General features: G+C 72.1%; 26 protein-coding genes and 1 pseudogene. 11 read left to right on the top strand and 16 right to left on the bottom strand.

The window, feature by feature from the left end; genetic code table 11:
• Positions 1-57: 57 nt before the first annotated feature.
• Positions 58-732: a lysophospholipid acyltransferase family protein gene (locus tag AB0O67_RS18845; RefSeq protein ID WP_365451389.1), complete on the top strand. Its 675-nt coding sequence runs from the start codon at positions 58-60 to the stop codon at positions 730-732.
• 173 nt (positions 733-905) lie between these two features.
• Here AB0O67_RS18845 and AB0O67_RS18840 read toward each other — a convergent pair whose 3' ends face one another.
• From AB0O67_RS18840 to AB0O67_RS18820, 5 genes are all read right to left on the bottom strand, one after another.
• On the bottom strand, positions 906-2,429 hold the full coding sequence (locus AB0O67_RS18840) for an MFS transporter (RefSeq protein WP_365451387.1): 1,524 nt from the start codon (positions 2,427-2,429) through the stop codon (positions 906-908).
• Positions 2,426-2,977: a helix-turn-helix domain-containing protein gene (locus AB0O67_RS18835; RefSeq protein WP_365451385.1), complete on the bottom strand. Its 552-nt coding sequence runs from the start codon at positions 2,975-2,977 to the stop codon at positions 2,426-2,428. Before AB0O67_RS18835 ends, AB0O67_RS18840 begins: the two co-directional genes overlap by 4 nt.
• A gap of 98 nt (positions 2,978-3,075) precedes the next feature.
• Entirely contained in the window at positions 3,076-4,047 is a 972-nt protein-coding gene (locus AB0O67_RS18830; protein WP_365451383.1) for an aldo/keto reductase, read from the bottom strand.
• Between the two features lie 87 nt (positions 4,048-4,134).
• Entirely contained in the window at positions 4,135-5,565 is a 1,431-nt protein-coding gene (gene argH / locus AB0O67_RS18825) for an argininosuccinate lyase (protein WP_365451381.1), read from the bottom strand.
• Positions 5,566-5,703: 138 nt separating this feature from the next.
• Positions 5,704-6,897: an argininosuccinate synthase gene (locus AB0O67_RS18820; RefSeq protein WP_365451379.1), complete on the bottom strand. Its 1,194-nt coding sequence runs from the start codon at positions 6,895-6,897 to the stop codon at positions 5,704-5,706.
• Between the two features lie 401 nt (positions 6,898-7,298).
• Between AB0O67_RS18820 and AB0O67_RS18815 the strand changes: the two genes are divergently transcribed.
• From AB0O67_RS18815 to AB0O67_RS18795, 5 genes are all read left to right on the top strand, one after another.
• Positions 7,299-7,901: a pyridoxamine 5'-phosphate oxidase family protein gene (locus tag AB0O67_RS18815; RefSeq protein ID WP_365451378.1), complete on the top strand. Its 603-nt coding sequence runs from the start codon at positions 7,299-7,301 to the stop codon at positions 7,899-7,901.
• Between the two features lie 98 nt (positions 7,902-7,999).
• Positions 8,000-8,701, top strand: coding sequence for a L,D-transpeptidase family protein (locus tag AB0O67_RS18810; RefSeq protein WP_365451376.1), 702 nt, complete (start codon positions 8,000-8,002; stop codon positions 8,699-8,701).
• Between the two features lie 79 nt (positions 8,702-8,780).
• On the top strand, positions 8,781-10,163 hold the full coding sequence (locus tag AB0O67_RS18805; RefSeq protein WP_365451374.1) for a ferredoxin reductase family protein: 1,383 nt from the start codon (positions 8,781-8,783) through the stop codon (positions 10,161-10,163).
• Between the two features lie 28 nt (positions 10,164-10,191).
• The gene (locus tag AB0O67_RS18800; RefSeq protein WP_365451372.1) at positions 10,192-10,956 is read left to right on the top strand and encodes an FMN-binding protein; all 765 of its coding nucleotides are present in this window, start codon (positions 10,192-10,194) and stop codon (positions 10,954-10,956) included.
• Positions 10,949-11,749, top strand: a complete 801-nt coding sequence (locus AB0O67_RS18795) for an FAD:protein FMN transferase (RefSeq protein ID WP_365451370.1) — start codon at positions 10,949-10,951, stop codon at positions 11,747-11,749. The genes AB0O67_RS18800 and AB0O67_RS18795 overlap by 8 nt, the downstream gene beginning before the upstream one ends.
• A 73-nt stretch (positions 11,750-11,822) precedes the next feature.
• On the opposite strand, the gene AB0O67_RS18790 is transcribed toward AB0O67_RS18795, so the two are convergent.
• Positions 11,823-12,659: a class I SAM-dependent methyltransferase gene (locus AB0O67_RS18790; protein ID WP_365451368.1), complete on the bottom strand. Its 837-nt coding sequence runs from the start codon at positions 12,657-12,659 to the stop codon at positions 11,823-11,825.
• A 74-nt stretch (positions 12,660-12,733) separates the two neighbouring features.
• Between AB0O67_RS18790 and AB0O67_RS18785 the strand changes: the two genes are divergently transcribed.
• Positions 12,734-13,219, top strand: a complete 486-nt coding sequence (locus AB0O67_RS18785; RefSeq protein WP_365451366.1) for a helix-turn-helix domain-containing protein — start codon at positions 12,734-12,736, stop codon at positions 13,217-13,219.
• On the opposite strand, the gene AB0O67_RS18780 is transcribed toward AB0O67_RS18785, so the two are convergent.
• From AB0O67_RS18780 to argC, 5 genes are all read right to left on the bottom strand, one after another.
• Positions 13,149-13,694: an arginine repressor gene (locus AB0O67_RS18780; RefSeq protein ID WP_365451364.1), complete on the bottom strand. Its 546-nt coding sequence runs from the start codon at positions 13,692-13,694 to the stop codon at positions 13,149-13,151. The genes AB0O67_RS18785 and AB0O67_RS18780 overlap by 71 nt on opposite strands.
• Positions 13,695-13,701: 7 nt before the next feature.
• Positions 13,702-14,901 (bottom strand): acetylornithine transaminase, encoded by a 1,200-nt coding sequence (locus tag AB0O67_RS18775; RefSeq protein WP_365451362.1) that lies wholly within the window; start codon positions 14,899-14,901, stop codon positions 13,702-13,704.
• Positions 14,898-15,806, bottom strand: coding sequence for an acetylglutamate kinase (gene argB / locus AB0O67_RS18770; protein WP_365451361.1), 909 nt, complete (start codon positions 15,804-15,806; stop codon positions 14,898-14,900). The genes AB0O67_RS18775 and argB overlap by 4 nt, the downstream gene beginning before the upstream one ends.
• On the bottom strand, positions 15,803-16,954 hold the full coding sequence (argJ, locus tag AB0O67_RS18765) for a bifunctional glutamate N-acetyltransferase/amino-acid acetyltransferase ArgJ (RefSeq protein WP_365451359.1): 1,152 nt from the start codon (positions 16,952-16,954) through the stop codon (positions 15,803-15,805). Before argJ ends, argB begins: the two co-directional genes overlap by 4 nt.
• Positions 16,955-17,042: 88 nt before the next feature.
• Positions 17,043-18,071, bottom strand: a complete 1,029-nt coding sequence (argC, locus tag AB0O67_RS18760) for an N-acetyl-gamma-glutamyl-phosphate reductase (protein ID WP_365451357.1) — start codon at positions 18,069-18,071, stop codon at positions 17,043-17,045.
• Between the two features lie 279 nt (positions 18,072-18,350).
• Here argC and AB0O67_RS18755 point away from each other — a divergent pair, with 279 nt between their 5' ends.
• Positions 18,351-18,794 carry a DUF6314 family protein gene (locus tag AB0O67_RS18755; RefSeq protein ID WP_365451355.1) on the top strand — a complete coding sequence of 148 codons (444 nt, stop codon included), beginning with the start codon at positions 18,351-18,353 and terminating at the stop codon, positions 18,792-18,794.
• Here the strand turns inward: AB0O67_RS18755 and AB0O67_RS18750 are convergent.
• The 4 genes and pseudogenes from AB0O67_RS18750 to AB0O67_RS18735 form a co-directional block, all read right to left on the bottom strand.
• Positions 18,776-19,369, bottom strand: coding sequence for a histidine phosphatase family protein (locus AB0O67_RS18750; protein WP_365451353.1), 594 nt, complete (start codon positions 19,367-19,369; stop codon positions 18,776-18,778). The two genes, AB0O67_RS18755 and AB0O67_RS18750, sit on opposite strands and share 19 nt — an antisense overlap.
• A gap of 115 nt (positions 19,370-19,484) precedes the next feature.
• Positions 19,485-19,598, bottom strand: a pseudogene (locus AB0O67_RS18745) (GNAT family N-acetyltransferase); the annotation flags it as partial.
• Between the two features lie 64 nt (positions 19,599-19,662).
• The gene (locus tag AB0O67_RS18740; protein ID WP_365451351.1) at positions 19,663-20,052 is read right to left on the bottom strand and encodes a DoxX family protein; all 390 of its coding nucleotides are present in this window, start codon (positions 20,050-20,052) and stop codon (positions 19,663-19,665) included.
• Between the two features lie 31 nt (positions 20,053-20,083).
• Positions 20,084-21,604 (bottom strand): PLP-dependent aminotransferase family protein, encoded by a 1,521-nt coding sequence (locus tag AB0O67_RS18735; RefSeq protein WP_365451349.1) that lies wholly within the window; start codon positions 21,602-21,604, stop codon positions 20,084-20,086.
• Here AB0O67_RS18735 and AB0O67_RS18730 point away from each other — a divergent pair.
• Both AB0O67_RS18730 and AB0O67_RS18725 read left to right on the top strand, forming a co-directional pair.
• Positions 21,603-22,517, top strand: coding sequence for a DMT family transporter (locus tag AB0O67_RS18730; RefSeq protein ID WP_365451347.1), 915 nt, complete (start codon positions 21,603-21,605; stop codon positions 22,515-22,517). The two genes, AB0O67_RS18735 and AB0O67_RS18730, sit on opposite strands and share 2 nt — an antisense overlap.
• Before the next feature lie 89 nt (positions 22,518-22,606).
• Entirely contained in the window at positions 22,607-22,807 is a 201-nt protein-coding gene (locus AB0O67_RS18725) for a DUF1918 domain-containing protein (RefSeq protein ID WP_365451345.1), read from the top strand.
• Position 22,808: 1 nt separating this feature from the next.
• On the opposite strand, the gene AB0O67_RS18720 is transcribed toward AB0O67_RS18725, so the two are convergent.
• Positions 22,809-24,032: a family 10 glycosylhydrolase gene (locus AB0O67_RS18720; protein WP_365451343.1), complete on the bottom strand. Its 1,224-nt coding sequence runs from the start codon at positions 24,030-24,032 to the stop codon at positions 22,809-22,811.
• A gap of 162 nt (positions 24,033-24,194) precedes the next feature.
• Between AB0O67_RS18720 and AB0O67_RS18715 the strand changes: the two genes are divergently transcribed.
• Positions 24,195-25,055: a 3-hydroxybutyryl-CoA dehydrogenase gene (locus tag AB0O67_RS18715; protein WP_365451341.1), complete on the top strand. Its 861-nt coding sequence runs from the start codon at positions 24,195-24,197 to the stop codon at positions 25,053-25,055.
• Positions 25,056-25,104: the final 49 nt, after the last annotated feature.

Genomic DNA, 25,104 nt, shown 5'->3' with positions numbered 1-25,104 from the left:
GAGTATCGTCCTCACCTGCACAGACTCATACCGAATCCGTTGACCCCGGAGGGCCCGTTGTCCCGCTTCGCGCTCATCAAGGCAGTGCTCGGTCCGACCATGCGCCTGATGTTCCGCCCTCGGGTGGAGGGTGTGGAGCACATCCCGGGCGACGGTCCGGTGATCCTGGCCGGCAATCACCTCACGTTCATCGACTCGATGATCCTGCCGCTGGTCTGCGACCGTCAGGTCTTCTTCATCGGCAAGGACGAGTACGTCACCGGCAAGGGCCTCAAGGGCCGGCTGATGGCGTGGTTCTTCACCGGCGTCGGCATGATCCCGGTCGACCGCGACGGCGGCAAGGGTGGGGTCGCGGCACTGATGACCGGGCGCCGGATCCTGGAGGAGGGCCGGGTCTTCGGCATCTACCCCGAGGGCACCCGCTCGCCCGACGGCCGTCTGTACCGGGGTCGTACCGGCATCGCCCGGCTCACCCTGATGACCGGGGCTCCGGTCGTCCCGTTCGCCATGATCGGGACGGACCGGATCCAGCCCGGCGGGGCCGGGTTTCCCCGCCCCGCCCGCGTGACGGTGCGTTTCGGTGAGGCGCTTGAGTTCTCGCGGTACGACGGGATGGACCGGGACCGGTACGTACTGCGGGCCGTGACGGACTCCGTGATGACGGAGGTCATGCGGCTGTCGGGACAGGAGTATGTGGACATGTACGCCACGAAGGCCAAGACAGCGGCGTAGCTCCGCGGGGTGGGGCGGGTCGTGGGGCGCGCGGTGGGTTTTCGGCCGCGGGTGGGTCGGGGCTTGCCGCGCAGTTCCCCGCACCCCTCTTCGTCGGCGCCGTCAGCGGGGTTTGCCCGGCGTCCCGCGTCGGCGCGGTCAGCGGGGTTTGCCGGGCGTTGTGCGGCGGTGGGTCACGTCGTGTCTTCCAGCTTCTGGCCTCGGAGCAGGATCCATGCCGCTGCCGCCGCCGCCAGCAGTACCGTCGCGCCCACGCCTGAGGCGAGGGTCAGGCCGTCCACGAAGGACTGACGGGCCGCTTCCAGCAGGGCCTCGGAGGTGTGGGCCGGGAGTCCCGCGGCCACCTCGACGGCTCCGCCCAGTGACTCGTGGGCGGCCTCCGGGGTGCCCGCCGGCGCGGTGAAGCCCTTGTACACGCCGGTCACGACCGAGCCGAGAAGGGCGATACCGAGGGCCGCGCCGAGTTCGTACGCCGTCTCGGAGACGGCCGACGCGGCACCCGCCTGCTCCTTGGGCACGGACGCGAGGATCACGTCGGCGGTCACCGTGAACGAGAACCCGGCGCCGACACCGACGACCAGCAGCGCGGTGCCGAGCAGCGGGTACCCGGTGTGCTGGCCGAGCAGGGTCAGCGCGGCCAGCGCCAGGCCGACGGCGGCGAGTCCGCCCGCGACCACCGCCCGCACCGAGTACCGCCGGGCCGCCCGCCCTGCGACCAGACCGGCCGCCACCGCGCCGATCGCGGCGGGCAGTTCGGCCAGACCCGCCTCGAACGGGCGCCTGCCCTGCACCAGTTGCAGGTACTGCGAGAGGAAGAAGACCAGGCCGGACATGCCGAGGACGGTCAGCAGGTCGGCGAGCACCGCACCACTGAAGCCGCGGTTGCGGAACAGGCGCATGTCCAGCAGCGGGGCCGGCAGGGTGAACTGACGCCGGACGAAGCCGTGGAGCGCGGCGGCGCCCAGCAGGCCCGCGGCGACGCTCTCCCAGCCGAACCCGTGCGTCGCGGCCTCCTTGACCGCGTACACCGCGGCGATCATGCCGACCAGCGACAGCAGGACGCTGAGCAGGTCCCACGGGCCGGGACTGGTGTTCTTGGACTCGGGCAGCAGCTTGACGCCGACAAGGACGAGGACCGCCATCACGGGCAGGTTGATCAGGAAGACGGAGCCCCACCAGAAGTGCTCCAGCAGGAAACCGCCGACGATCGGGCCGACCGCCGTACCGGCCGACGCGGTGGCGCCCCAGATACCGATGGCGAGGCTGCGCTCGCGCGGGTCGTGGAAGAGGTTGCGGATCAGGGCGAGCGTGGCCGGCATCAGGGTCGCGCCCGCGACACCGAGCAGCGCCCGGGCCAGGATCAGCATCTCGGGGGTGGTCGCGTAGGCGTTGAGCACGGACACCGCGCCGAACGCCGTGGCGCCGATCAGCAGGATCCGCTTGCGCCCGACGCGGTCGCCGAGGCTGCCCATGGAGACGAGCAGACCGGCGATGACGAAGGAGTAGACGTCACCGATCCACAGCAGCTGGGTGCCGGACGGGCTCAGGTCCTCGGATATGTAGGGGGTCGCGAGGCCTAGCACGGTGGCGTCGACGGCCACCAGCAGCACGGCGAGCACGAGTACGGACAGCGCGAGCCAGCGGCCGGGGCGCTTCACCGCCTCGTTCGCGTTCGCCGGCCGCAGGGTGCTGGTCATGATTCCTCTCTCCGTGTGGCGCCGCCGAGCAGCAGCTCGACGATCATGTTCTGGAAGTCGTTCGCGGCGACCCTGCCGTCGTGGACGGACCAGGCGCCGGCCGCGATCAGGCCGTAGAGGGCCTCGGTGAGCCAGGCGGGGGTCAGGTCGATGCGGAATTCGCCGGCATCCTGGCCGCGCCGGAACAGCGCCGAGATCCGGGCGTCGAGCCGGTCCCAGCCCTCGTTCTGCTCGTCACCCTCGAACAGCTGGTTCTCGGTGTAGAGGAAGGCGACGAGTCCGGCCGCGGGCTCGATCTCCCGCACCAGCCGCCGTACGGCGTCGCTCGCGCTGCCCTCGTCCAGCCGCGCCGCCGCCAGGGCGGCCTCGCACTCGGCGAGGCCGTGCGCCTCCAGCGCCCGGACCAGCGCGTCACGCCCGGCGAACTGGCGGTGCAGTGTGGCCCGGCTGATTCCGGCGGCCTTCGCGACCTCGTCCATGGTCGCGGTGGATCTCCGGGTCAGCAGGGCTGCGGCGGTGCGCAGTACGTACTCTCGATCGACGGCCATGAGACAACCATAGCCCACGTGAGACATTTTTGTCTCATCCTGGGCGTGTGTGACTCACGGCCCCGCGGTCGATACCACGTGTCGGGAGACGGCCGGTCTCAGTGCCAGGGCAGCTCCCCGCGTCGCTCCCAGTAGACCCGAGGATCCTCGGCGAGGACGGCGAGCCGTGCCAGCTGGTCGTCGTCGAGGTCCACGACGGCGGCGTGCAGGTTCGAGGCGAGCTGGCCGGTGGTCGCGGCGCCGGAGAGGACCACGCCCGCCCACGGCCTGCTCAGGATCAGTGCGAGGGCGACGGCGTCGCAGCCCAGGCCCGTCTCCGCGGCGACGGCCTTCAGGCCGCCCGGCGCGTAGGGCTCCGCGAGCCGGCCGTTGGCCATGCCTTCCTTGACGATCACCGTCAGTCCGGCGTCATGGGCCTCGGCGAGGGCGTGGGCGGCCGAGGTCTCCAGGGCGTTGAACGTGGACTGGACGGTGCGGAAGAGGGGCTCGCCGTCGACCGTGACCTTCAGGGCCGCCCGGATCGCCTCCGCCTGCGCGGGACCGCTGGTGGAGAAGCCGATGGTCAGGCCCTGCGCGGCGGCCTCGGCGAGTGCGGCGTGCAGTTGCCTGTCGGTGAGGGCGGGGCTGTCCGGGGTCACCGAGTGGATCTGGTAGAGGTCGAGCCGGTCGCCGAGCAGTTCGGCGCTCTCGGCGCGCTGCCGCACGTAGGTGGCGAGGCCGTGGTCCTTCACCTCGTGCTGCTCGGCGTCCGTGGACCAGTCGGCGGTGTAGGTGTAGCCCCACTTGCTGCCGACGACGACGTCGTCGGCCTCCGGGTGCGCGTTCAGCCAGTCGGCGAGGAACTCCTCGGAGCGGCCGTACGAGCGGGCGGCGTCGAAGTAGCGCACCCCCTGGGCGTAGGCGGCGTCGAGGAGCTCATGGGTGCGGGCGCGCAACGTCTCGACGCCGCGGTCCTCCCCGAGGTCCCGCTCCCGGGCGAGGTTGATGTAGCCGGGGCGGCCGACGGCGGCGAGACCCAGTCCGATGTGGCAGGTGGGGGTCGTCGCTGTGGCCAGTCGGGCGAAGGGCATCGCGGGCTCCGTTCGGTCGGCTCCGGTACGGCTTGCGACCAACGTAACCCGCGATGACCTTCGCCCCGGGGACTGCGGGGCGTTGCCCTACCGCTTGCCGGCCGTCGCCCACTCGTGCTGGGCCGCCACGTCCCTCTTCACCTCGGCCAGCTGGATCGCGACGGCGCTGGGGGCCGTACCGCCGCGGCCGTCGCGGGAAGCGAGGGCGCCCGGGACGTTGAGGACGGTGCGGACCTCGGGGGTGAGGTGGGCGGAGATCTTCGCGAACTGCTCGTCGGTCAGCTCGTCCAGTTCCTTGCCCTCGGCCTCGGCGGCCTTCACGCACTCACCGGCCACCTCGTGCGCCACCCGGAAGGGCACGCCCTGCTTGACCAGCCACTCCGCGATGTCCGTGGCCAGCGAGAAGCCGGCCGGCGCCAGCTCCGCCATGCGCTCGCGGTGCACGGTGAGGGTGGCCATCATGCCGGTGAACGCGGGGAGCAGGATCTCCAGCTGGTCGATGGAGTCGAAGACCGGCTCCTTGTCCTCCTGGAGGTCGCGGTTGTACGCGAGCGGGAGCGCCTTGAGGGTGGCCATCAGGCCGGTCAGGTTGCCGATCAGCCGGCCGGACTTGCCGCGTGCCAGCTCCGCGATGTCCGGGTTCTTCTTCTGCGGCATGATCGACGAGCCGGTGGAGAAGGCGTCGTGCAGGGTCACGAAGGAGAACTCCTTCGTGTTCCAGATGATGACCTCCTCGGCGATCCGGGAGAGGTTCACTCCGATCATCGCGGTGATGAAGGCGAACTCGGCGACGAAGTCCCGGGATGCCGTGCCGTCGATGGAGTTGGCGGCGCTGCCGTGCTCGAAGCCGAGGTCCCTCGCGACCGCCTCCGGGTCCAGGCCGAGGCTGCTGCCCGCGAGGGCGCCCGAGCCGTACGGCGACACGGCCGTCCGCTCGTCCCACTGGCGCAGGCGCTCGGCGTCCCGGGACAGGGACTGCACATGTGCGAGGACGTGGTGGGCGAAGAGCACCGGCTGGGCGTGCTGGAGGTGGGTGCGGCCGGGCATGGCGACGTCCGGGTGGGCCTCGGCGAGGCCGATCAGGGCGTCCTGGAGGTCGGCGATCAGGCCGCCGACGGTGCGGGCGTGGTCGCGCAGGTACATCCGGAAGAGCGTCGCCACCTGGTCGTTCCTCGAGCGGCCGGCGCGCAGCTTGCCGCCGAGGTCCGGGCCGAGGCGCTCCAGCAGGCCGCGCTCCAGGGCGGTGTGGACGTCCTCGTCGGCGATGGTGCCTACGAAGTCGCCCGCGGCCACGTCCGCTTCGAGCCGGTCGAGCCCGTCGAGCATCCGGCTCAGCTCGTCATCGGTGAGCAGGCCCGCCTTGTGCAGCACGCGGGCGTGGGCGCGCGAGCCGGCGATGTCGTAGGGCGCGAGCCGCCAGTCGAAGTGGACGGACGCGGACAGCTTCGCCAGGGCCTCGGCGGGGCCGTCGGCGAAACGGCCGCCCCAGAGCCGTACGTCACCGCTGTTGCTGCTCACTTGCGTTGCTCCTCGGAGGTTGTCTGTGGGCCTCGGCCGCCCGTGCGGCCGCCGCTGTGCGACCGCCTCCTCACCCTTGCAGGCGAGGAGGCGGCTGTCAGTCCGATGCGCGCGAGGTGACCCGAAGGCCTGAACCGGTCAGGCGAGGTCGCGCTTGGCGGCGATCTTCGACGACAGGCTGTAGATGTCGATGAAGCCCTTGGCCGCGGCCTGGTCGAACGTGTCGCCCGTGTCGTAGGTCGCGAGGTTGAAGTCGTACAGCGAGCTCTCGGAGCGCCGCCCGGTGACCACGGCGCGGCCGCCGTGCAGGGTCATCCGGACGTCGCCGGACACGTGCTGGTTGGCCTCGTTGATGAAGCCGTCCAGAGCGCGCTTGAGCGGGGAGAACCACAGGCCGTCGTAGACCAGCTCGCCCCAGCGCTGCTCGACCTGGCGCTTGTAGCGGGCCAGCTCGCGCTCGACGGTGACGTTCTCCAGTTCCTGGTGGGCGGTGATCAGCGCGATCGCTCCGGGGGCCTCGTACACCTCGCGGGACTTGATGCCGACGAGACGGTCCTCGACCATGTCGATCCGGCCGATGCCCTGGGCGCCGGCGCGCTCGTTGAGCTGCTGGATCGCCTGGAGCACGGTGACGGGCTTGCCGTCGACGGCGACCGGGACGCCCTCCTTGAAGGTGACGACCACCTCGTCGGCGTCACGCTGGGTCGCCGGGTTCTGGGTGTACTCGTAGATGTCCTCGATCGGGGCGTTCCAGATGTCCTCCAGGAAGCCCGTCTCGACGGCACGGCCGAAGACGTTCTGGTCGATCGAGTACGGCGACTTCTTGGTCGTCGCGATCGGGAGGTCCTTCTCCTCGCAGAACGCGATGGCCTTGTCGCGGGTCATCGCGTAGTCACGGACCGGGGCGATGCACTTCAGGTCGGGGGCGAGGGCGACGATGCCGGCCTCGAAGCGGACCTGGTCGTTGCCCTTGCCGGTGCAGCCGTGGGCGACCGTGGTGGCGCCGTGCTTCTTGGCGGCGGCGACGAGGTGCTTGACGATCGTGGGCCGGGAGAGGGCGGAGACCAGCGGGTAGCGGTCCATGTAGAGGGCGTTGGCCTTGATCGCCGGGAGGCAGTACTCCTCGGCGAACTCGTCCTTGGCGTCCGCGACCTCGGCCTCGACGGCACCGCAGGCGAGGGCGCGCTTGCGGATGACATCCAGGTCCTCGCCGCCCTGGCCGACGTCCACGGCAACGGCGATGACCTCGGCGCCGGTCTCCTCGGCGATCCAGCCGATGGCGACGGAGGTGTCCAGACCGCCTGAGTAGGCGAGTACGACGCGCTCGGTCACGGGTTTCTCCTCACACTGCATTCGCTGACATGCATGAGTATGCAGCAGTCTGCATGGTTCGTCAATCCGGTCACCGCCGGTGAGGTGAATCGCCACTCGGCTGAACATCCGAAATCGCTTTCCCGTACCTCTCACCGAGGACCGGCACCCCACCGGTCACCGAAGACCGGCACCCCACCGGCCACACCACCCCTAGCGAGGCTTTTGCATGCCCAGGCCCCTACCGAGGCACCGCTGCCGCCCCATGGCCGTCGGGCCCCAGGGGCTGACCCCCCGAGCCGCCTGCGCGTTCACCCGGTGACGTGACAGGCGCTGTGGCCGCCCCGCTTGAGCGCCGGCCGGGGCGGCCACGGTCCTCATCCTTTAGGCAGACAAACTAATTTCGCGGATAATCACTTGCCATGGGAAAGACGTATGAGCGCATAGACGGCAGGCTCCGTTCGTTCATCGAGGAGCAGCCCCTCTTCTTCACCGCGACCGCCCCGCTCTCCGGCGAGGGCACGGTCAACCTCTCCCCCAAGGGCCTCAAGGGCTCGTTCGTGGTGCTCGACGAACTCACGGTCGCCTACCTCGACTTCGCGGGCTCCAACGCGGAGACGGTCGCGCACCTGCGGGAGAACGGGCGGATCACCCTCATGTGGTGCGCCTTCCAGGGCCCGCCGAACATCGTCCGGGTGCACGGGCGCGGCGAGCCCGTCTTCCGCGACGACCCGCGCTTCGGGGAACTGCTCGCCCACTTCCCGGACATCGACCCGAGCGCGCACGGCCTGCGCGCGATCGTCGTCGTGACGGCCGAACTGGTCCGCGACAGCTGTGGCTTCGCGGTGCCGCTGATGACGTACGACGGCGACCGAGAGCTGCACGGCCGGCGCTTCGCGCGCGAGGACACCGCGTCGCTGAGCGCCTACTTCGCGAGCAAGGACCACATCGCCACGAGCCTCGACGGGCTGCCGGGGGTGCCGCTGCCGCTGACTCCCCTGAGCCACGAGGGCCGTCCGATGTGAACCGCCGCTCGGGCGCCGCACCGGCGCGCGGGGTGACCTTCGGGCCCGAACGGACCATCCGAACTGCCGGTGCGCAAAGCCCCCGTTAGCGTCGGGGCATGCGCCCCGCCGTCGCCGCCGCCGTGTCCGTCCTCGTCTGCGCCTGCCTCCTCGGTGCCGCCCCCGCCGAGGGGGACGTGCTGCCCGACCGCATGGCCGACACCGGCGGCGGCAGTCAGCTGATCACCGCCGTGGCGCCGGAGGCCGGCGCGACGACGGGGACCGTCACCTGGTGGGACCGGCTGGACGGGCGCTGGGTCGCGGCCGGTTCGGCGCCGGCCCGGTTCGGGGCGAACGGGCTGGTCGAGGGGGCGGCCCGCGAGCAGGGCACGAACACCACGCCGACGGGGCTCTTCAGCCTGCCGTACGCCTTCGGCATCAAGGCGGCGCCGGCCGGCATCACGTACAAGTACCGGCCGGTGCTCCCGGGCTCCTGGTGGTGCCAGGACAACGACTCCACCTCCTACAACCGCTGGACCGAGCCCCGGCCCGCCGACTGCCGGGCGCAGGAGGCGGAGCACCTGGTGTCGTACGGGCCGCTGTACGCGCACGCGCTGGTCATCGGCTTCAATTACGACCCGCCGGTGCGCGGGCGTGGGGCCGGCATCTTTCTGCACGTCAGGGGCGAGGGCCCGACGGCGGGTTGTGTGTCGGTGCCCGAGGACGCCATGCGGCGGATCCTGCTGTGGGCGAAGGCCCGGGGCAGGCCGCACATCGCGGTGGGGACGGAGAGCGGTCCCACCGCGATCACCCGGTACTGACTGAACACACGACCGCCACCGCACGTATCTCTGGGCCAAGGGACCACGACGAACCGTTGCCCCCGTCCCCGGAGGAACCGTGACCACCACGCTGTCAGGCGGCCGCGCCGCCCGGCGTCAGACCATGCGCCGCATCCGCCCGCGCCGCTCCCCCGCCGTCCCGCTGCTCCTCGCCGTGTGGGCCGGTGCCGCCGCGGTGCTGTGGCTGTGGTGGCAGAACACCCCGGCCGTCTCCGACACCACCGGGCGGATCCTCAACGCCGGCCGGATCACCGGGCTGCTCGCCGGCTACCTGATGGCCCTGGTGGTGCTCCAGATGGCCCGGGTGCCCGCGCTGGAGCGGCGGGTGGGCTCCGACCGGGTGGCGCGCTGGCACGCGATGACCGGCCGGTACACCCTGAGCCTGGTCATCGCGCACGTGTTCCTCACGATGTGGGGATATGCCCTGCAGGCCGGCAAGACCCTCGGTGACGTCGTCCAGCAGACCGTCGACTCCGTCAACCAGCTGCCGGACATGGGCAAGGCCGCCATCGGCACGGGACTGCTGCTGCTGATCGGCCTCGTCTCGATCGGCCCGGTCCGCCGCCTGATGCCGTACGACACCTGGTACCACGTCCATCTGATGACGTACGCCGCGGTGTACCTGACGTTCTGGCACCAGATCAGCACCGGCAACGACTTCGCCGTCGAACCCGCCGCGAAGACCTTCTGGTACGGGCTGTACGGCGTGGTCACCGCGTTGGTCGTCTGGTTCCGGATCATCACCCCGATCCGGCTGAACCTGCGGCACCGGATGCGCGTCGAGGCCGTCATCGAGGAGACGCCCGGCATCGTGTCCGTGCTGATCAGCGGGCGGAAGCTGCACCGGATGGGCGCGGAGGCGGGGCAGTTCTTCCGGTGGCGGTTCCTGGCGCCGGGCATGCGGTACAGCTCCCATCCGTACTCGCTGTCGGCGGCGCCCCGCCCCGACATGCTGCGGATCACCGTGAAGGCGATCGGCGACCACAGCACCCGGCTGCGCGAGCTGGAGCCCGGCACCCGGGTGTGGGCCGAGGGACCCTACGGCGCGCTGACCGCCCAGCGCCGCAGCCGCGGCAAGGTGCTGCTGGTCGCGGGCGGCGTCGGCATCACGCCGATGCGGGCGCTGTTCGAGACACTGCCGGGCGCGGCCGGTGACATCACGCTGCTGTACCGGGCCAACAGCACCCAGGATCTGGCCCTTTGGGACGAGCTGGCGAAGATCGCCAACGAGCGGGGGGCCCGGCTGATGTACGCGGTCAACAGTCCGGACGGCGAGCGCCCGGACATCTCGGCGGAGTCACTGGAGCGGAAGATCCCGGACATCGACCGCCACGACGTCTTCCTGTGCGGGCCGCCCGGTTTCGCACAGTCCGTGTACGAGGCACTGCGCGGCGCGGGGGTCCCCGCCCGCCGTATCCATCACGAGTCGTTCGAGATGTGAGCGACGGGTCATCAGGAGACCGGCAACCATGAAGAAGAGCCACCCCATCCGGCGTGCCGTGCTCGCCACCGCCGCCACCGTGTCCGGCATCGTGCTGCTGCTGTCGCTGAAGCCGGCGAGCGACCCCGGCTCCGCCGCGGCCGCGGTGCCCCGGCAACCCCCGGGCGCTGCGGCTCCCCAGGGCGGCGCGCAGGCCGCGGGCACCGCCACGGTCACCGGCGCGGTGGCCCAGACGCAGTACGGTCCCGTGCAGGTGCGGCTGACCGTGAACGACGGGAAGGTCACGCAGGCCGAGGCGGTGCAGGCGCCCGGCGGCGGCCAGAGCACCCAGGTCACCGCCGACGCCGTGCCCAAGCTCAACCAGGCCGCCGTGGCCGCTCAGAGCGCGCAGATCGACGCGGTGTCCGGGGCGACGTACACCAGCGCGGGCTACAAGGAGTCCCTCCAGTCGGCGCTGGACAAGGTGCCGGCGGGCGGCGGCTCGGGCGAGGGCGAGCAGGAGTCGGGCCAGGCACAGCCCGCGCGTGCGGTCACCGGGGCCGTGGCCCAGACGCAGTACGGGCCCGTACAGGTCCGGATCACCCTCAGCGGCGGGAAGATCACGCAGGCCGAGGCGGTGCAGGCGCCCAGCGGCGGCCAGAGCACCCAGGTCACCGCCGACGCCGTGCCCAAGCTCAACCAGGCCGCCGTCGCGGCGGGCAGCGCCGACATCGACGCCGTCTCCGGGGCCACGTACACCAGCGGCGGCTACCGGCAGTCGCTGCAGTCGGCGCTGGACCAGGCCGGTGGCTGAGCCGGTGACGGAGCCCGCACAGGCTCCCGCCGCGGTACGCCGGGCGGAGGAGGTGATGGGGACCGTCTTCTCCTTCGACGTCCGCGGCGGGGATCCCCGTACCGTGCGATCGGCCCTCGACGCGGCCGTCGCCGGACTGCACCAGGTCGACGCGGTGTTCAGCACCTACCGCGAGGACAGCCAGCTGACCCGGCTGGGGCGTGGGGAGATGACCGTCGGGGAGTGCGATCGCGAGGTCGCCGAGGTACTGGAGCTGGCCGCCGAGGCGGAGCGGGTCAGCGAGGGGTGGTTCAGCACGACGTACGAGGGCCGGCTCGACCCGACCGGGATCGTGAAGGGCTGGGCCGTGGAACGGGCGGCGCGGCTGCTGGCGGCGGCCGGGGCGAGCGGGGTCAGCGTCAACGGCGGCGGGGACGTGCAGCTGCTCGGCGTCCCCGGCGCGGAGCGGCCCTGGCGGGTCGGCGTGTCGGATCCGCTGCGGCCCGGCGGCCTGGCGGCTGTCATCTCCGCGGCCGGCGCCCGCGAACTGGCCGTCGCCACGTCCGGCACGGCCGAGCGCGGCGCCCACATCGTGGACCCGCGCACGGGGAAGTCGGCGGTGACGGACCTGCTCGCGGTGACGGTCGTCGCCCCCCGCCTGACCTGGGCGGACTGCTGGGCGACGGCCGCCTTCGCGAGGGGCGCCCGCGATGGCCTGACCTGGCTGGAGTCCCTGCCGGACGTGGAGGCGCTGCTGATCACGGCGGGTGACGAGGTGTGGTGCACGGGAGGGCTGGCCGGGTGGCTGGGATGAGAACCGGTGGCCGGAGTGATAACCGGTGGCCGGAGTGGCACCCGCGCGACCACGGGGCTGACCCCGACCGCTCCTACGCCGAGGCGCTGATCAGCCAGCAGGCTGCTGTGAAGCCTGCCTCGCCTCCGTGTACGTACGGGGCGAAGGCCGTGCGGAGCGTTTCGATCACCCGGGACCTGGTCGGCTCGTCCGTCTCCTGGAGGACCCGGCCCACGGGGCCGAGCAGCGTGAAGTAACGCTCCAGTTCCTTCTCCGGCATCGCGCACGTGACGTCGAGCGGCTCGACGGCGACCCCCGTCCAGCCGCTCACGGCGAGGACGCTTCGCACCCGCTCCGCCCGCGCGAAGGCGAACTGGCCCGGCCCGTCCGGGTCACGGGGCGGGAGGTCCGGCAGCAGCGGCGCCGCCGCCCGCTCGGCCGTCGTCATGAAGGGGTTGTCCTCGGGACCCCGCCAGACGATGAGCCGCAGCTGCGCGCCGGGCCGTGCGGCGCGCCGCAGATTCGCGAAGGCGCCGGCGAAGTCCTCGAAGAACATCACGCCGAACCGCGAGACGACCAGGTCGAAGCCGCCCGGCTCGAAGGCGTGGGTCGCGGCGTCGGCGCAGACGAAGCGCACCGGCACGCCCTCCCGCTCGGCGCGCGCCCGGGCGGCCTCGATCATCGGCTCGGCGACGTCGATGCCCACGCAGTCGCCCTCCGGGCCGGCAAGCCGTGCCGCGGCGACGGTCGTGCCGCCCGTGCCGCAGCCGACGTCGAGGACACGTGCACCGGTGCCGACCGGCTCGGCGAGGAGCGGCTCGAACGGCTTGAACAGCCCGTCCAGCAGGTCCTGCGCCGCCACCCAGTTGCGCCCCGCGACCCCGCTCCACAGCGCCTTCAGTGCCTCCGCGTCCCGGCGTTCGGCGGTCATGGCCTCTCCCTTCGCTTGCTGTCGACATGCCCTGCCCGTACGGTGCCAGTCCAAGTCGGCTTGAGGTCAAGGTCATGGCGGATCCGGACATCGCGGAGGTGGCGCGGCGCTCCGGCGTGCCCGCCTCGACCCTGCGCTTCTACGAGGAGAAGGGCCTGATCGCCTCGACCGGCAGACGGGCCGGCAGGCGGGTCTTCGATCCCGGGGTCCTGCGGCGGCTGGCGCTGATCGCGATGGGGCGCGCCGCCGGTTTCTCGCTGGACGAGATCGCGCTGATGTTCGCCCCGGACGGGCGGCCCAGGCTCGACCGGGCGACGCTGACGGCGAAGGCGGACGAGCTGGACGGGACGATCCGCCGGCTCACCGCCATGCGCGACGGACTGCGGCACGCGGCGGACTGCCCCGCGCCGAGCCATATGGAGTGCCCGACCTTCCGCCGCCTGCTGCGGGCGGCGGAGTCCGGTGCGATGAGCGCGCCGGAGGGCCGGCTCAGTGGCCGTTCTGCGCCAGTCGCAGCAGATGGTCGGCGAGCGCCTGCCCCCCGTCCGGCTGACGGCTGATCAGCAGCAGCGTGTCGTCACCGGCGATCGTGCCCAGGATGTCGTGCAGCTCTGCCTGGTCGATCGCCGAGGCGAGGAACTGGGCCGCGCCCGGCGGGGTGCGCAGGACCACGAGGTTGGCGGAGGCCTCCGCGGAGATGAGCAGTTCCTGGGAGAGCCGCCGCATCCGCTCCTCCTTCGCCGACCCTCCCAGCGGCGCGCGGGGCGTGCGGAAGCCGCCCTCGCTGGGCACCGCGTAGATCAGGTCGCCGTCGGTGTTGCGGATCTTCACCGCGTTCAGCTCGTCCAGGTCCCGGGAGAGCGTCGCCTGAGTGACGGTCAGTCCGTCGTCGGCCAGCAGCTTCGCCAGCTGGCTCTGGGAGCGGACCGGTTGCCGGTTGAGGATGTCCACGATCCGGCGATGGCGCGCGGTGCGGGTCTGCGGCACCGCAGGCCCGTTGACTCCCGCGTGCCCGTTGTCCTGCGCCTGGCTCATCGTCGTCTCATTCTCCGGCTCGTCCGTCCCCGTGACTTGCGTCGAGGACACCGGGCAGCGCCCGGAGCAGCGCCTCCACCTCGTCGTCGCCGAGGTTCAGCGGTGGCATGAGCCGTACGACATCGGGGGCGGGCGCGTTCACCAGAAGACCGGCGTCCTGGGCCGCCTGCTGGACCTGCGGCGCGAGCGGCTTGGTGAGCACGATACCCAGGAGGAGCCCCGCACCCCGGACATGGTCGATCAATCCATGGTTCAGGGACTCGATTCCTTCCCGCAACCTCTCGCTCTGCCGCTTGACGTTCTCCAGCAGTGACTCGTTCGCGATGGTGTCGAGCACGGCGAGTCCGGCGGCGCAGGCGACGGGGTTGCCGCCGAAGGTCGTGCCGTGGTGACCCGGCTGGAGGAGCTCGGCGGCCCGCCCGAACGCCACCGTGGCGCCCAGCGGCAGCCCGCCGCCGAGACCCTTCGCGAGCGTGACGACGTCCGGCAGGACGCCCTCGTGGGCCTGGTACTCGAACCAGTGTCCGGTCCGCCCGACGCCGGTCTGCACCTCGTCGAGCACCAGCAGCGAGCCGGTCGCGGCCGTGATCGCGCGGGCCGCCTTCAGATAGCCGGCGGGCGGGACCACGACGCCGTTCTCGCCCTGCACCGGCTCGATGACGACCAGCGCCGTCTCCTCGGTGACCGCGGCGGCAAGCGCCTGCGCGTCACCGTACGGGACGTGCGTGACGTCACCGGGCAGCGGCAGGAACGGCGTCTGCTTGGCGGGCTGGCCGGTGAGCGCGAGGGCGCCCATGGTGCGGCCGTGGAAGCCGCCCTCGGTGGCGACCATGTGGGTCCGGCCGGTCAGCCTGCCGATCTTGAAGGCGCCCTCGTTGGCCTCGGCGCCGGAGTTGCAGAAGTAGACCTTGCCGTCCCGGCCGAACAGCTGGAGGAGCCGCTCGGCGAGCGCGACGGGCGGCTCGGCGACGAAGAGGTTGGAGACGTGCCCGAGGGACGCGATCTGCTTGCCGACCGCCTCGACGACCGCGGGGTGCGCGTGTCCGAGCGCGTTGACCGCGATGCCGCCGACGAAGTCGACGTACTCCTTGCCGTCGGCGTCCCACAGCCGCGCGCCCGCGCCGCGTACCAGGGGCAGTCGCGGGGTGCCGTAGTTGTTCATGAGCGCGTCCCGCCACCGCGCGGTCAGTTCCTGGTTGGCACTCATACGGCATCCCCCTCTTGCGCGTCCGGCACGACCATCGTGCCGATGCCCTCGTCGGTGAAGATCTCCAGCAGGATCGAGTGCTGGACCCGGCCGTCGATGACGCGGGCGGTCGTGACGCCGTTGCGCACGGCGTGCAGGCAGCCCTCCATCTTCGGCACCATGCCGGACGACAGCTCCGGCAGGAGTTTCTCCAGCTGGGAGGCGGTGAGGCGGCTGATCACCTCGTCGCTGTGGGGCCAGTCCTCGTAGAGGCCCTCGACGTCGGTGAGGACCATGAGGGTCTCGGCGCCCAGCGCAGCAGCGAGTGCCGCAGCCGCCGTATCAGCATTGACGTTGTAGACATGTCCGTCGTCCTGGGAGCGGGCGATCGACGACACGACCGGGATCCGGCCGTCGGCGAGCAGTGCCTCGATCGCGCCCGTGTCGATCTCGGTGATCTCGCCGACCCGCCCGATGTCGACGAGCTCGCCGTCGATCCGGGGCTGGTGCTTGGTGGCGGTCATGGTGTGGGCGTCCTCGCCGGTGATGCCGACGGCGAGCGGCCCGTGCTGGTTGAGCAGGCCGACCAGCTCGCGCTGCACCTGGCCGGCCAGCACCATGCGTACGACGTCCATGGCGTCCTCGGTGGTGACCCGCAGGCCCGCCTTGAACTCGCTGACGATGCCGTGCCGGTCGAGGGCGGCGCTGATCTGCGGGCCGCCGCCGTGCACGACGACCGGCTTGAGGCCGGCGTGCCGCAGGAAGACGACGTCCTGGGCGAAGGCGGCCTTCAGGTCCTCGTTCACCATGGCGTTGCCGCCGAACTTGATGACGACCGTCCTGCCGTGGTGCCGGGTCAGCCAGGGCAGTGCCTCGATGAGGATCTGCGCCTTGGGCAGCGCGGTGTGCTTACGCGTCGTGGTCATGAGGAGTAGGCGCTGTTCTCGTGGACGTAGTCGGCGGTGAGGTCGTTGGTCCAGATCGTGGCCGTCTCGGATCCGGCGGCGAGGTCGGCGACGATGTGCACCTCGCGGTAGCGCATGTCCACCTTCTCGCGGTCCTCGCCGACACCGCCGTTCTTGCAGACCCAGACACCGTTGATGGCGACGTTCAGCCGGTCGGGCTCGAACGCGGCGGACGTGGTGCCGATCGCGGACAGGACGCGGCCCCAGTTGGGGTCCTCGCCGTGGATCGCGCATTTGAGGAGGTTGTTGCGGGCGATCGAGCGGCCCACCTCGACGGCGTCGTCCTCGGTGGCCGCGTTGATCACCTCGACCCTGATGTCCTTGCTGGCGCCCTCGGCGTCGCGGATCAGCTGCTGCCCGAGGCCGTCGCAGACCTGCCGTACGGCTTCGGCGAACTCCTCGTGGTCCGGGGTGACCCCGGACGCGCCCGAGGCGAGCAGCAGGACGGTGTCGTTGGTCGACATGCAGCCGTCGGAGTCGACGCGGTCGAAGGTGACCCGGGTGGCCGCGCGCAGCGCCTTGTCGAGGGTCGCGCTGTCCAGGTCGGCGTCCGTCGTGAGGACGACGAGCATGGTGGCGAGGCCCGGGGCGAGCATGCCCGCGCCCTTGGCCATGCCGCCGACGGTCCAGCGGTCCTTGGTGACGACGGAGGTCTTGTGGACCGTGTCGGTGGTCTTGATGGCGATGGCGGCCTTCTCGCCACCGTGCTCGGAGAGCTGGGCGGCGGCCGTCTCGACGCCGGGGAGCAGCTTGTCCATCGGAAGAAGAACACCGATGAGGCCGGTGGAGCAGACGGCCACCTCGATCGCGCCCCTGCCGAGCACCTCGGCGGCCTTCTCGGCGGTGGCGTGCGTGTCCTGGAAGCCCTTCGGACCGGTACAGGCGTTGGCGCCACCGGAGTTGAGGACGACGGCGGACACCTGGCCGCTCTTGAGGACCTGCTCGGACCAGAGCACGGGCGCGGCCTTGACGCGGTTGGAGGTGAAGACTCCCGCGGCGGCGCGGCGGGGCCCGTCGTTGACCACGAGGGCCAGGTCCGGGTTGCCGTTCTCCTTGATCCCGGCGGCGACACCGGCCGCCGTGAATCCCTTGGCTGCCGTGACACTCACTGCGTCTCCTCGTTCGCTACTCCGCCCGTGCGGCGCACCGGTGCGGCCATGGTCGTCGTCTGCAGCCCCGCGGCTGCGCGTGCGTCGCTCACGGTGCGACTCCGATCGTGGAAAGGCCCAGCGCCTCGGGGAGTCCGAGGGCGAGGTTCATGCTCTGGACGGCACCGCCCGCGGTGCCCTTGGTGAGGTTGTCGATGGCGCTGATCGCGATGATCCGGCCGGCGGCCGCGTCGTAGGCGACCTGCACCTGAACGGCGTTGGAAGCATGGACGGACGCCGTGGCGGGCCACTGGCCCTCGGGCAGCAGACGGACGAAGGGCTCGTCGGCGAAGGCCTTCTCGTAGGCGGCGCGGACCGCCTCGGCGGTCACGCCCGCCTTCGCGGCGGCGGTGCACGTGGCGAGGATCCCGCGCGGCATCGGGGCCAGGGTCGGCGTGAAGGAGACGGAGACCCGCTCGCCGGCTGCCGCGCTGAGGTTCTGGATCATCTCGGGGGTGTGCCGGTGGCCGCCCCCGACACCGTACGGGGACATGGAGCCCATGACCTCGGAGCCGAGCAGATGCGGCTTGGGCGCCTTGCCCGCGCCGGAGGTGCCGGACGCGGCGACGATCACGGCCTCGGGCTCGGCGAGACCCGCGCCGTACGCCGGGAACAGCGCGAGGGAGACGGCCGTGGGGTAGCAACCGGGTACCGCGATGCGCTTGGACCCCTCCAGCGCGGCGCGGGCACCCGGCAGTTCGGGGAGGCCGTAGGGCCAGGTGCCGGCGTGCGGGGAGCCGTAGAACCTCTCCCAGTCACCGGCGTTCTCGAGCCGGAAGTCGGCGCCCATGTCGACGACGAGCACCTCCGGGCCGAGTTGCTCGGCGACAGCGGCGGACTGCCCGTGCGGCAGCGCGAGGAACACCACGTCGTGGCCCGCGAGCGCCTCGGCCGACGTCTCGCTCAGCACCCGGTCGGCCAGCGGCGGCAGATGCGGCTGGAGCGCGCCCAGCCGCTGGCCGGCGTTCGTGTTGCCGGTCAGGGCGCCGATCTCGATCTCGGGGTGCGCCAGGAGCAGACGCAACAGCTCTCCGCCCGCGTATCCGCTCGCTCCGGCCACTGCCGCACGTACCGTCATGGACCCTCCTCCTCAATGGCATGACTATACGTTTCGCTGCACGTTTATGCAATCCCAGTCCCGCGCCACGCCATCGGACCGCACGATCCGGCCACCTCCCCGGCTACCGGTGACGGCCAGAGGGCGCCCCGTCGAACCTTTGGAAAAGCGCGGGATCCCCCGCCACCCGCCCCCTCCCTCCCCCGCCGCGCCCCGCACTCCCTTCGAACGGCAGGATGGGAGGGTGCGCAGGCGCTTCGAAGGCCCGCGCGAGGGCGGACAGGACGGAAGAGGGGCGGGATGGGCGAGTTCTGGCCGGTGCCGGATGTGCTGGCGTACCTGGCCGGGCACTGGGAGGTCCGACGGTCGGTGCGGGATCTCGCGAGCGGGGACGAGGGGCACTTCGACGGCACGACGGCCTTCAGGCCCTTGGACGGCGGCGGTCTGCTGCACGAGGAGGCCGGCACCTTCGTCTGGCGGGGCGTGGCCCGGCCGGCCGGGCGGACCCTGCGCTACCTGCCCGGAGCGACGCACGGGACGGCGGACGTCCGCTTCGCCGACGGCCGTCCCTTCCACGACCTCGACCTGGCCACCGGCTCGTACGTCGCCGACCACCCGTGCTCGGCGGATCTGTACCGGGGCGAGTTCACCGTCCGGGACGGGGACCGCTGGCGGTCGGTGTGGCGGGTGCGTGGCCCGGCGAAGGACCTGGTGCTGACGACGGACTACGCGCGCGTGGGCTGAGCCGGGTCGCTCTCCAGGCGCAGGTTCCAGCGCCCCGCGCGGCCCGTGACCGTGGTCGTGGACAGGGAGCAGACGTCGATGCTCCAGTACGTCGAGGGCGGCACCTTCAACGCGTACACCAGGGCCGCGCGGATCACCGAGGGCTCGGCCACGGCGACTATCCGGCCGCCGTCCTCCAAGGGCCGGGTGTCCAGCCAGTGGCCGACGCGCCCGATGAAGGTCAGCAGTGCCTCACCGCCGTGCGGTGTGGAGCGGGGGTCGGCGAGCCAGGCGTCCACCGCCTCCGGCTCCCGGGCCATCGCCTCCCCCAGCGTGAGCCCGCGCCACCGTCCCATGTCGCAGTCGCGCAGGGCGAGCTGCGCCAGCGGGGCGTAGCCGAGGGCGTCACCGGTGGACCGGCTGCGGGGCGTGGGCGAGCAGTAGCGCAGCTCGGCCGCCGCGAGCGGCATCAGATCGCGGGCGACGCGCTGCACCTCGTCCCAGCCCGCCTGGTCCAGCGGCCGGTCGTCCTCGAAACGTTCCGCGAGCAGCGGGGCGCTGCGCGCTGCGGCGACGAACGTGACCCGAAGTGCCATGCGGGGATCGTGCGCCCGGAGAGTGGGCAGGTCAAGAGGCGTTACCCGGGGGTTATGGAGGCGCCGCGAAACAGCTCCGCCCGCGGCGCCGGAAGCGCGGGATCAGTCGGACAACTCAATCGAAATACAGCGCCATCCACTCCTGCGGCCGCTCCAATGGCGCGAAACCGACCCTCTCGTACACGCCGTGCGCGTCCTGCGTCGCCAGCAGCACGCGGCGCACCTCGTACATTCATGCCGGGAGGCTCGCAGGTGACGGGAGCGGAGGTCGAGGGGTTCTCGGCGGCCGTCCCTCAGGAGCCGGAAGTGCCGGAGCGCCCGTCGCGGGCGACGCTCCGCGCCCACAGCACGAGCGGGACCTGGAGCGGCAGTCGCGCGTAGGCCGCGTTCCGCAGCGGCGCGGGCCGGTGGCGCCAGTCCACCGCCATCTGGACGTTCGCGGGGAAGACTCCGACGAAGAACGCCGTCGCGGCCCGCGCGGTGGCCCGCCGGGTCCGGGGCAGGGCCAGCCCGGCCGCCAGGGCGAGTTCCACGGCGCCGCTCGCGTACGTCCACGCCCGCGGCGAGCCCGGGACCACCCGGGGAACGATCGCGTCGAACTGCCGAGGGGCGACGAAATGCGCCACTCCGGCGGTCGCCAGCACACCGGCGAGCAACAGGGGCGAACGCTTCGACCGGGCCACGGTGCCTCCTGGGGATGACGTTGCGGTGATGTTACTGGACGGTAGGGTTTGCGTGTCCACCCTCCCCCATGTCCCGGGGGAGACCCGGGAGGTGCCTGGCGGATCCCTCCGGGCTGAGCTGGAGAATCTCGTCGCAGGCCGCCCGCAACCGCCGCACCCCTTCCGTGACCTCCCCCACCCCCGCCACCGCCGCGAAGCTGAGGCGGACGTGGCTCGCCGGGGGTTCGGCGCTGAAGTAGGGGCGGCCGGGGGCGAGGGCCACCCCGGCACGGAGGGCGGCCGCCGTGAACGCGGACTCGTCGGTGCCGTCGGGAAGGCGGAGCCAGAGCTGGTAGCCGCCCGAGGGGATGTGCGGGAGCACCAGCTCGGGCACGTGCAGCGCGAGCGCCGCCGTCATCGCGTCCCGGCGGGCCTTCAGTTCCGTCGAGACCGCGCGCAGATGACGGGGCCAGGCGGGTGAGCCGACGAGCTCCAGAGCCGCCTCCTGCAGGGGCCTGGGCACGAAGAACGTGTCGACCACCTGGATGGCCCGCAGCCGCTCCAGCACGGGCCCGCGCGCCACCAGGGCACCCACCCGGAAGCTCGGCGAGGTCACCTTCGTGAGCGAGTAGACGTGCACGACCACACCGTCGGGGTCGTCGGCGGCCAGCGGACGCGGCAGCGGCCCGGCGTCCGCGTGCACCAGCCGCCGCACGAAGTCGTCCTCGACCACGAACGCCCCGGCGTCCCGCGCGATGCGCAGCACCTCGCCGCGCCGTCGCGGGGCGAGCACCGCGCCGGTGGGGTTCTGGAAGAGCGGCTGGCAGATGAAGACCCGCGCCCCGGTGGCCCGGAACGCGTCGGCGAGCAGCGCCGGCTTCACGCCGTCCGCGTCCACCGGCACGGGCACGGGGCGCAGGCCCGCCGCCCGGGCGATCGCCAGCATGCCCGGGTACGTCGGAGACTCCACGAGGACCGGGGCGCCGGGCGGGGCCAGGGCGCGCAGGGCCGTCGTGAGCGCCGACTGACCGCCCGACGTGATCAGCACCTCGGCGGCGGTGACCGTGTCGCCGATGCTCCGGGCGAACCACTCGCGCAGCTCCGGCAGCCCGTCCAGCGGCGGCCGCCCCCACACGCCCGGCCGCCGGCCCGCACGGGACAGCGCCGCCGCCATGGCCTTCTCCGGCTGGAGCGAGGGATGCAGATAGCCGCCGTTGAACTCGATCACCCCCGGCGGCGGCACGGCGAGCGAGACGGTGACCCCGGAGGCGTCCACGGTGCGCGGTACGAGTTCCGCGGCGGCGTCCGCGCTGAGCGCGACCTCCTGCCACGAGGTGTCGCCCAGGGGAGCGTCCCCGGAGCGTGGCCGGGCCCGGAAGGCACCGGCGCCCGGCCGGGTGACGACCAGCCCCTCGGCGGCGAGCTGGGCGAGGGCCCGGGAGACGGTCACCGGGCTCACCCGGAACCGCTCCACGAGTGCCCGGCTGGACGGGAGCTTTCCACCGGGAGAGTAGTGGTTGAGTTCCCGTCGCAGCTGGCTGGCCAGGTCACCGACGCTGCTACTCTGTTGCATGAAGACACAGAGTAGCGCTATCGCCCCGAGCCGGATAGCGGTAAGCGGTCGGCCGAAGGCCTCTCTCGGCACCCTCCAGGCCGCCCTCGGCGTGACCGCCTTCTCTCTCACCTTCCCGGCCACCGCGTGGGGCCTGGAAGGCTTCGGCCCCTGGTCGCTGGTCGCCGTGCGGAGCGTGCTCGCGGCGCTGATCGCGGGCGTGTGCCTGCTGAGCCTGCGTGTTCCGCTGCCCGCCCGGCGGCACTGGGCGGGCCTCGTGGTCGTCGCCGGCGGGGTCGTCGCCGGCTTCCCGCTGCTCACCACGCTCGCCCTGCAGACGTCGACCACCGCGCACGCCGCCGTCGTCGTGGGCCTGCTGCCGCTGACGACCGCGCTGATGTCCGCCCTGCGCGTGGGCACCCGCCCGTCCCGCACCTTCTGGGTCGCGGCGCTGGCGGGCGCGGCCGCGGTGCTCGCGTTCACGGTCCAGCAGAGCGGCGGCGCCCTGTCGACCGCCGACCTCTATCTCTTCGCGGCCCTGCTGGTGTGCGCGGCCGGCTACACCGAGGGCGGACGGCTGGCGCGGGTCATGCCGGGCTGGCAGGTGATCGGCTGGGCGCTGCCACTGTGCCTGCCGCTCACCGTGCCGGCCGCCGTGGTGGCCCTGTCCTTCGAGCCCGTGCAGCTCACCTTCCACAGCGTGGCCGGCGTGCTGTGGGTGGCGGCGGGCTCGCAGTTCCTGGGTCTGGTCGTCTGGTACCGGGGCATGGCGGCCATCGGCATCCCCAAGGCCAGCCAGTTGCAGTTGGCCCAGCCGCTGCTCACACTGGTGTGGTCGGTGCTGCTGCTGGGCGAGCAGCTGACCGTGGCCGCCCCGTTGACGGCCGCGGCCGTGCTCGTCTGCATCGCCGTCACGCAACGGGCGCGAGGCTGAGCGGCGTTCGCACCGGTACCGGCCGGGGCTGTCCGCCATAGACTCAACGTCGAGGACCGCTGCTCCCGCACATCGTGAGGAGGCCCCAGATGCGCGCAATCGTGGGCGACCAGCTTGTCCAGCACGGCAGGGTGGTCGGACAGCACGACAAGGTCGGCGAGATCGTCGAAGTGCTGGGCCAGAAGGGCGAACCCCCGTACCGCGTCCGCTTCCAGGACGGGCACGAGGGGCTGTGCTCACCGGGACCCGACACCGAGATCCGGCACAGGGAGACCACCACCGGGCGGTGATTCAGCGCGGGGGCGCCGCCGGCTGCCGGTAGTGGTCGGCGACCACCCGCGCCATGGCCCCGTGGGCGTCCTGTGCCACCTCCCGGGCGGCGAAGTAGACGTGCCCGCGCACCTCCGGATGGTCGCGGGCGTACGTCAGGTGCCGGGACAGCTCCGCCGGGTCCTGCCAGCCCGCCGCCTGGGCCGGGTCACCCGCCTTGTACAGCGCCTCCCCCACGTACAGCTGCGTCTTGGTGCCCCGCGCCACCTGCGCCCACCAGGGGACGAGCTTGGCGTAGTCGGCGGCGGCGTTGCCCATGTGCCAGTACAGCTGCGGGCAGATGTAGTCGATCCAGTTCTCCCGGACCCACTTGCGGGTGTCCGCGTACACGTCGTCGTACGACTGCAGCGCCCGCGTGTCCGAGCCGCGCGGATCGGTGGAGGCGTTGCGCCACACCCCGAACGGGCTGATCCCGAACCGGGTGCCGGGGCGGATCTGCTCGATGCGGGTGGCGGTGTCGCGCACCAGCCGGTCGATGTTGTCGCGCCGCCAGGCGGCGCGGCTCGGGAAGGCACCGCCGTGGGCGTCGTAGGCGTCGTCGTCGTCGAAGGTCTGGCCGGCGACCGGGTACGGGTAGAAGTAGTCGTCGAAGTGGACCGCGTCGACCGGGTAGCGCGCCACCGCGTCCAGCATCGCGTCCCGCACGAACGTCCGCACCTGCGGCAGTCCCGGGTTGTAGTAGAGCTTCCCCCCGTAGCGCACCACCCAGTCGGGGTGCCGCCGGGCGGGGTGGGAGGCCACGAGGCGGCTGGGGTCGGTGTGCGTCGCGATCCGCAGCGGGTTGAACCAAGCGTGCAGCTCCAGCCCCCGGGCGTGCGCCTCGGCGACGGCGGTGCCGAGCGGGTCCCAGCCGGGGTCGCGGCCCTGGGTACCGGTGAGGTACTGCGACCACGGCTCGTGCGGCGACGGCCACAGCGCGTCGGCCGTCGGCCGCACCTGGAGGATCACGGTGTTCAGCCGCCGCCGCGCCGCCGCGTCCAGGTGGGCGAGCAGCTCGGCGCGCTGCACGGCGGCGGACAGGCCGGTGCGCGAGGGCCAGTCGCGGTTGCCCACGGTGGCCAGCCACACGCCCCGCATCTCGGTGGTGGCGCGGGGCCGCCGCGCGGGGGCCGCACCCGCGTCGCCCGCCGTGGCCAGCGTCGACAGTGCGGCCAGCGCGAACGCCCGGCGTGACAGCCGTCCCATGGAAAACACCCCTGTACTCTGCGCATGAACTCGGTCACGGATCGTCTCCGCGGCACAGCATGCCCCCACCCATGCGATCGATCATCGATACTTACGGGTAACGTGCACGAACGGAGCAGGCACCGAACCGGGCGGACCTGCCGAGTCAGCGAAGGGGACGATGTGACCGACATCGAGCGCGTCGGAGTCGTGGGCTGCGGCCAGATGGGAGCGGGCATCGCCGAGGTGTGCGCCCGCGCCGGACTGGACGTGAAGGTCGCCGAGACCACCGGCGAGGCCCTGGAGATCGGCCGTACCCGGCTGTTCAACTCCCTGTCCAAGGCGGCCGAGCGCGGCAAGATCAGCGAGGAGGAGCGGGACGCCACACAGGCGCGCCTGAGCTTCACCACCGACCTCGGCGAGTTCGCCGACCGCGACCTGGTGATCGAGGCCGTCGTCGAGAACGAGCAGGTCAAGACCGAGATCTTCCAGGTGCTCGACCAGGTGGTGACCCGTCCGGACGCCATCCTCGCCTCCAACACCTCCTCCATCCCGCTGGTGAAGCTGGCGGTCGCCACCTCGCGCCCCGACCAGGTCATCGGCATCCACTTCTTCAACCCGGCCCCGGTGCAGCAGTTGGTCGAGCTGATCCCGGCGCTGACCACCTCCGAGGGCACGCTCGGCCGGGCCCAGCTGTTCACCGAGAAGACGCTCGGCAAGCACAGCATCCGCGCCCAGGACCGATCCGGCTTCGTGGTCAACGCGCTGCTGATCCCCTACCTGCTCTCCGCGATCCGGATGTTCGAGTCGGGCATCGCCAGCCGCGAGGACATCGACAACGGCATGGAGATGGGCTGCGCCCACCCGATGGGCCCGCTGAAGCTGTCCGACCTCATCGGCCTGGACACGGTGGCCTCGGTGGCGCAGAGCATGTACGAGGAGTACAAGGAACCGCTGTACGCCGCTCCCCCGCTGCTCCAGCGGATGGTCGACGCGGGCCGGCTGGGCCGCAAGAGCGGCTCCGGCTTCTACACGTACGGCTGATTACGGTCAGTAGGTTTTCGGCCAGGCGCGGGCCCGGCACCGGTCTTCC

This window comes from Streptomyces sp. NPDC086077, assembly GCF_040686175.1.
GTDB lineage: Bacteria > Actinomycetota > Actinomycetes > Streptomycetales > Streptomycetaceae > Streptomyces.
The sequence above is the reverse complement of the archived record's forward strand: the minus strand, read 5'-3'. Positions and strand labels throughout refer to the sequence as shown.

Excerpts from the sequence above, each read along its gene's own strand:
- AB0O67_RS18840 (WP_365451387.1), bottom strand. The coding sequence starts at position 2,429 with ATGACCAGCACCCTGCGGCCGGCGAACGCGAACGAGGCGGTGAAGCGC.
- AB0O67_RS18835 (WP_365451385.1), bottom strand. The coding sequence starts at position 2,977 with ATGGCCGTCGATCGAGAGTACGTACTGCGCACCGCCGCAGCCCTGCTG.
- AB0O67_RS18830 (WP_365451383.1), bottom strand. The coding sequence starts at position 4,047 with ATGCCCTTCGCCCGACTGGCCACAGCGACGACCCCCACCTGCCACATC.
- AB0O67_RS18815 (WP_365451378.1), top strand. The coding sequence starts at position 7,299 with ATGGGAAAGACGTATGAGCGCATAGACGGCAGGCTCCGTTCGTTCATC.
- AB0O67_RS18810 (WP_365451376.1), top strand. The coding sequence starts at position 8,000 with ATGCGCCCCGCCGTCGCCGCCGCCGTGTCCGTCCTCGTCTGCGCCTGC.
- AB0O67_RS18800 (WP_365451372.1), top strand. The coding sequence starts at position 10,192 with ATGAAGAAGAGCCACCCCATCCGGCGTGCCGTGCTCGCCACCGCCGCC.
- AB0O67_RS18790 (WP_365451368.1), bottom strand. The coding sequence starts at position 12,659 with ATGACCGCCGAACGCCGGGACGCGGAGGCACTGAAGGCGCTGTGGAGC.
- AB0O67_RS18785 (WP_365451366.1), top strand. The coding sequence starts at position 12,734 with ATGGCGGATCCGGACATCGCGGAGGTGGCGCGGCGCTCCGGCGTGCCC.
- AB0O67_RS18780 (WP_365451364.1), bottom strand. The coding sequence starts at position 13,694 with ATGAGCCAGGCGCAGGACAACGGGCACGCGGGAGTCAACGGGCCTGCG.
- AB0O67_RS18775 (WP_365451362.1), bottom strand. The coding sequence starts at position 14,901 with ATGAGTGCCAACCAGGAACTGACCGCGCGGTGGCGGGACGCGCTCATG.
- argB (WP_365451361.1), bottom strand. The coding sequence starts at position 15,806 with ATGACCACGACGCGTAAGCACACCGCGCTGCCCAAGGCGCAGATCCTC.
- argC (WP_365451357.1), bottom strand. The coding sequence starts at position 18,071 with ATGACGGTACGTGCGGCAGTGGCCGGAGCGAGCGGATACGCGGGCGGA.
- AB0O67_RS18755 (WP_365451355.1), top strand. The coding sequence starts at position 18,351 with ATGGGCGAGTTCTGGCCGGTGCCGGATGTGCTGGCGTACCTGGCCGGG.
- AB0O67_RS18750 (WP_365451353.1), bottom strand. The coding sequence starts at position 19,369 with ATGGCACTTCGGGTCACGTTCGTCGCCGCAGCGCGCAGCGCCCCGCTG.
- AB0O67_RS18730 (WP_365451347.1), top strand. The coding sequence starts at position 21,603 with ATGAAGACACAGAGTAGCGCTATCGCCCCGAGCCGGATAGCGGTAAGC.
- AB0O67_RS18735 (WP_365451349.1), bottom strand. The coding sequence starts at position 21,604 with ATGCAACAGAGTAGCAGCGTCGGTGACCTGGCCAGCCAGCTGCGACGG.
- AB0O67_RS18725 (WP_365451345.1), top strand. The coding sequence starts at position 22,607 with ATGCGCGCAATCGTGGGCGACCAGCTTGTCCAGCACGGCAGGGTGGTC.
- AB0O67_RS18720 (WP_365451343.1), bottom strand. The coding sequence starts at position 24,032 with ATGGGACGGCTGTCACGCCGGGCGTTCGCGCTGGCCGCACTGTCGACG.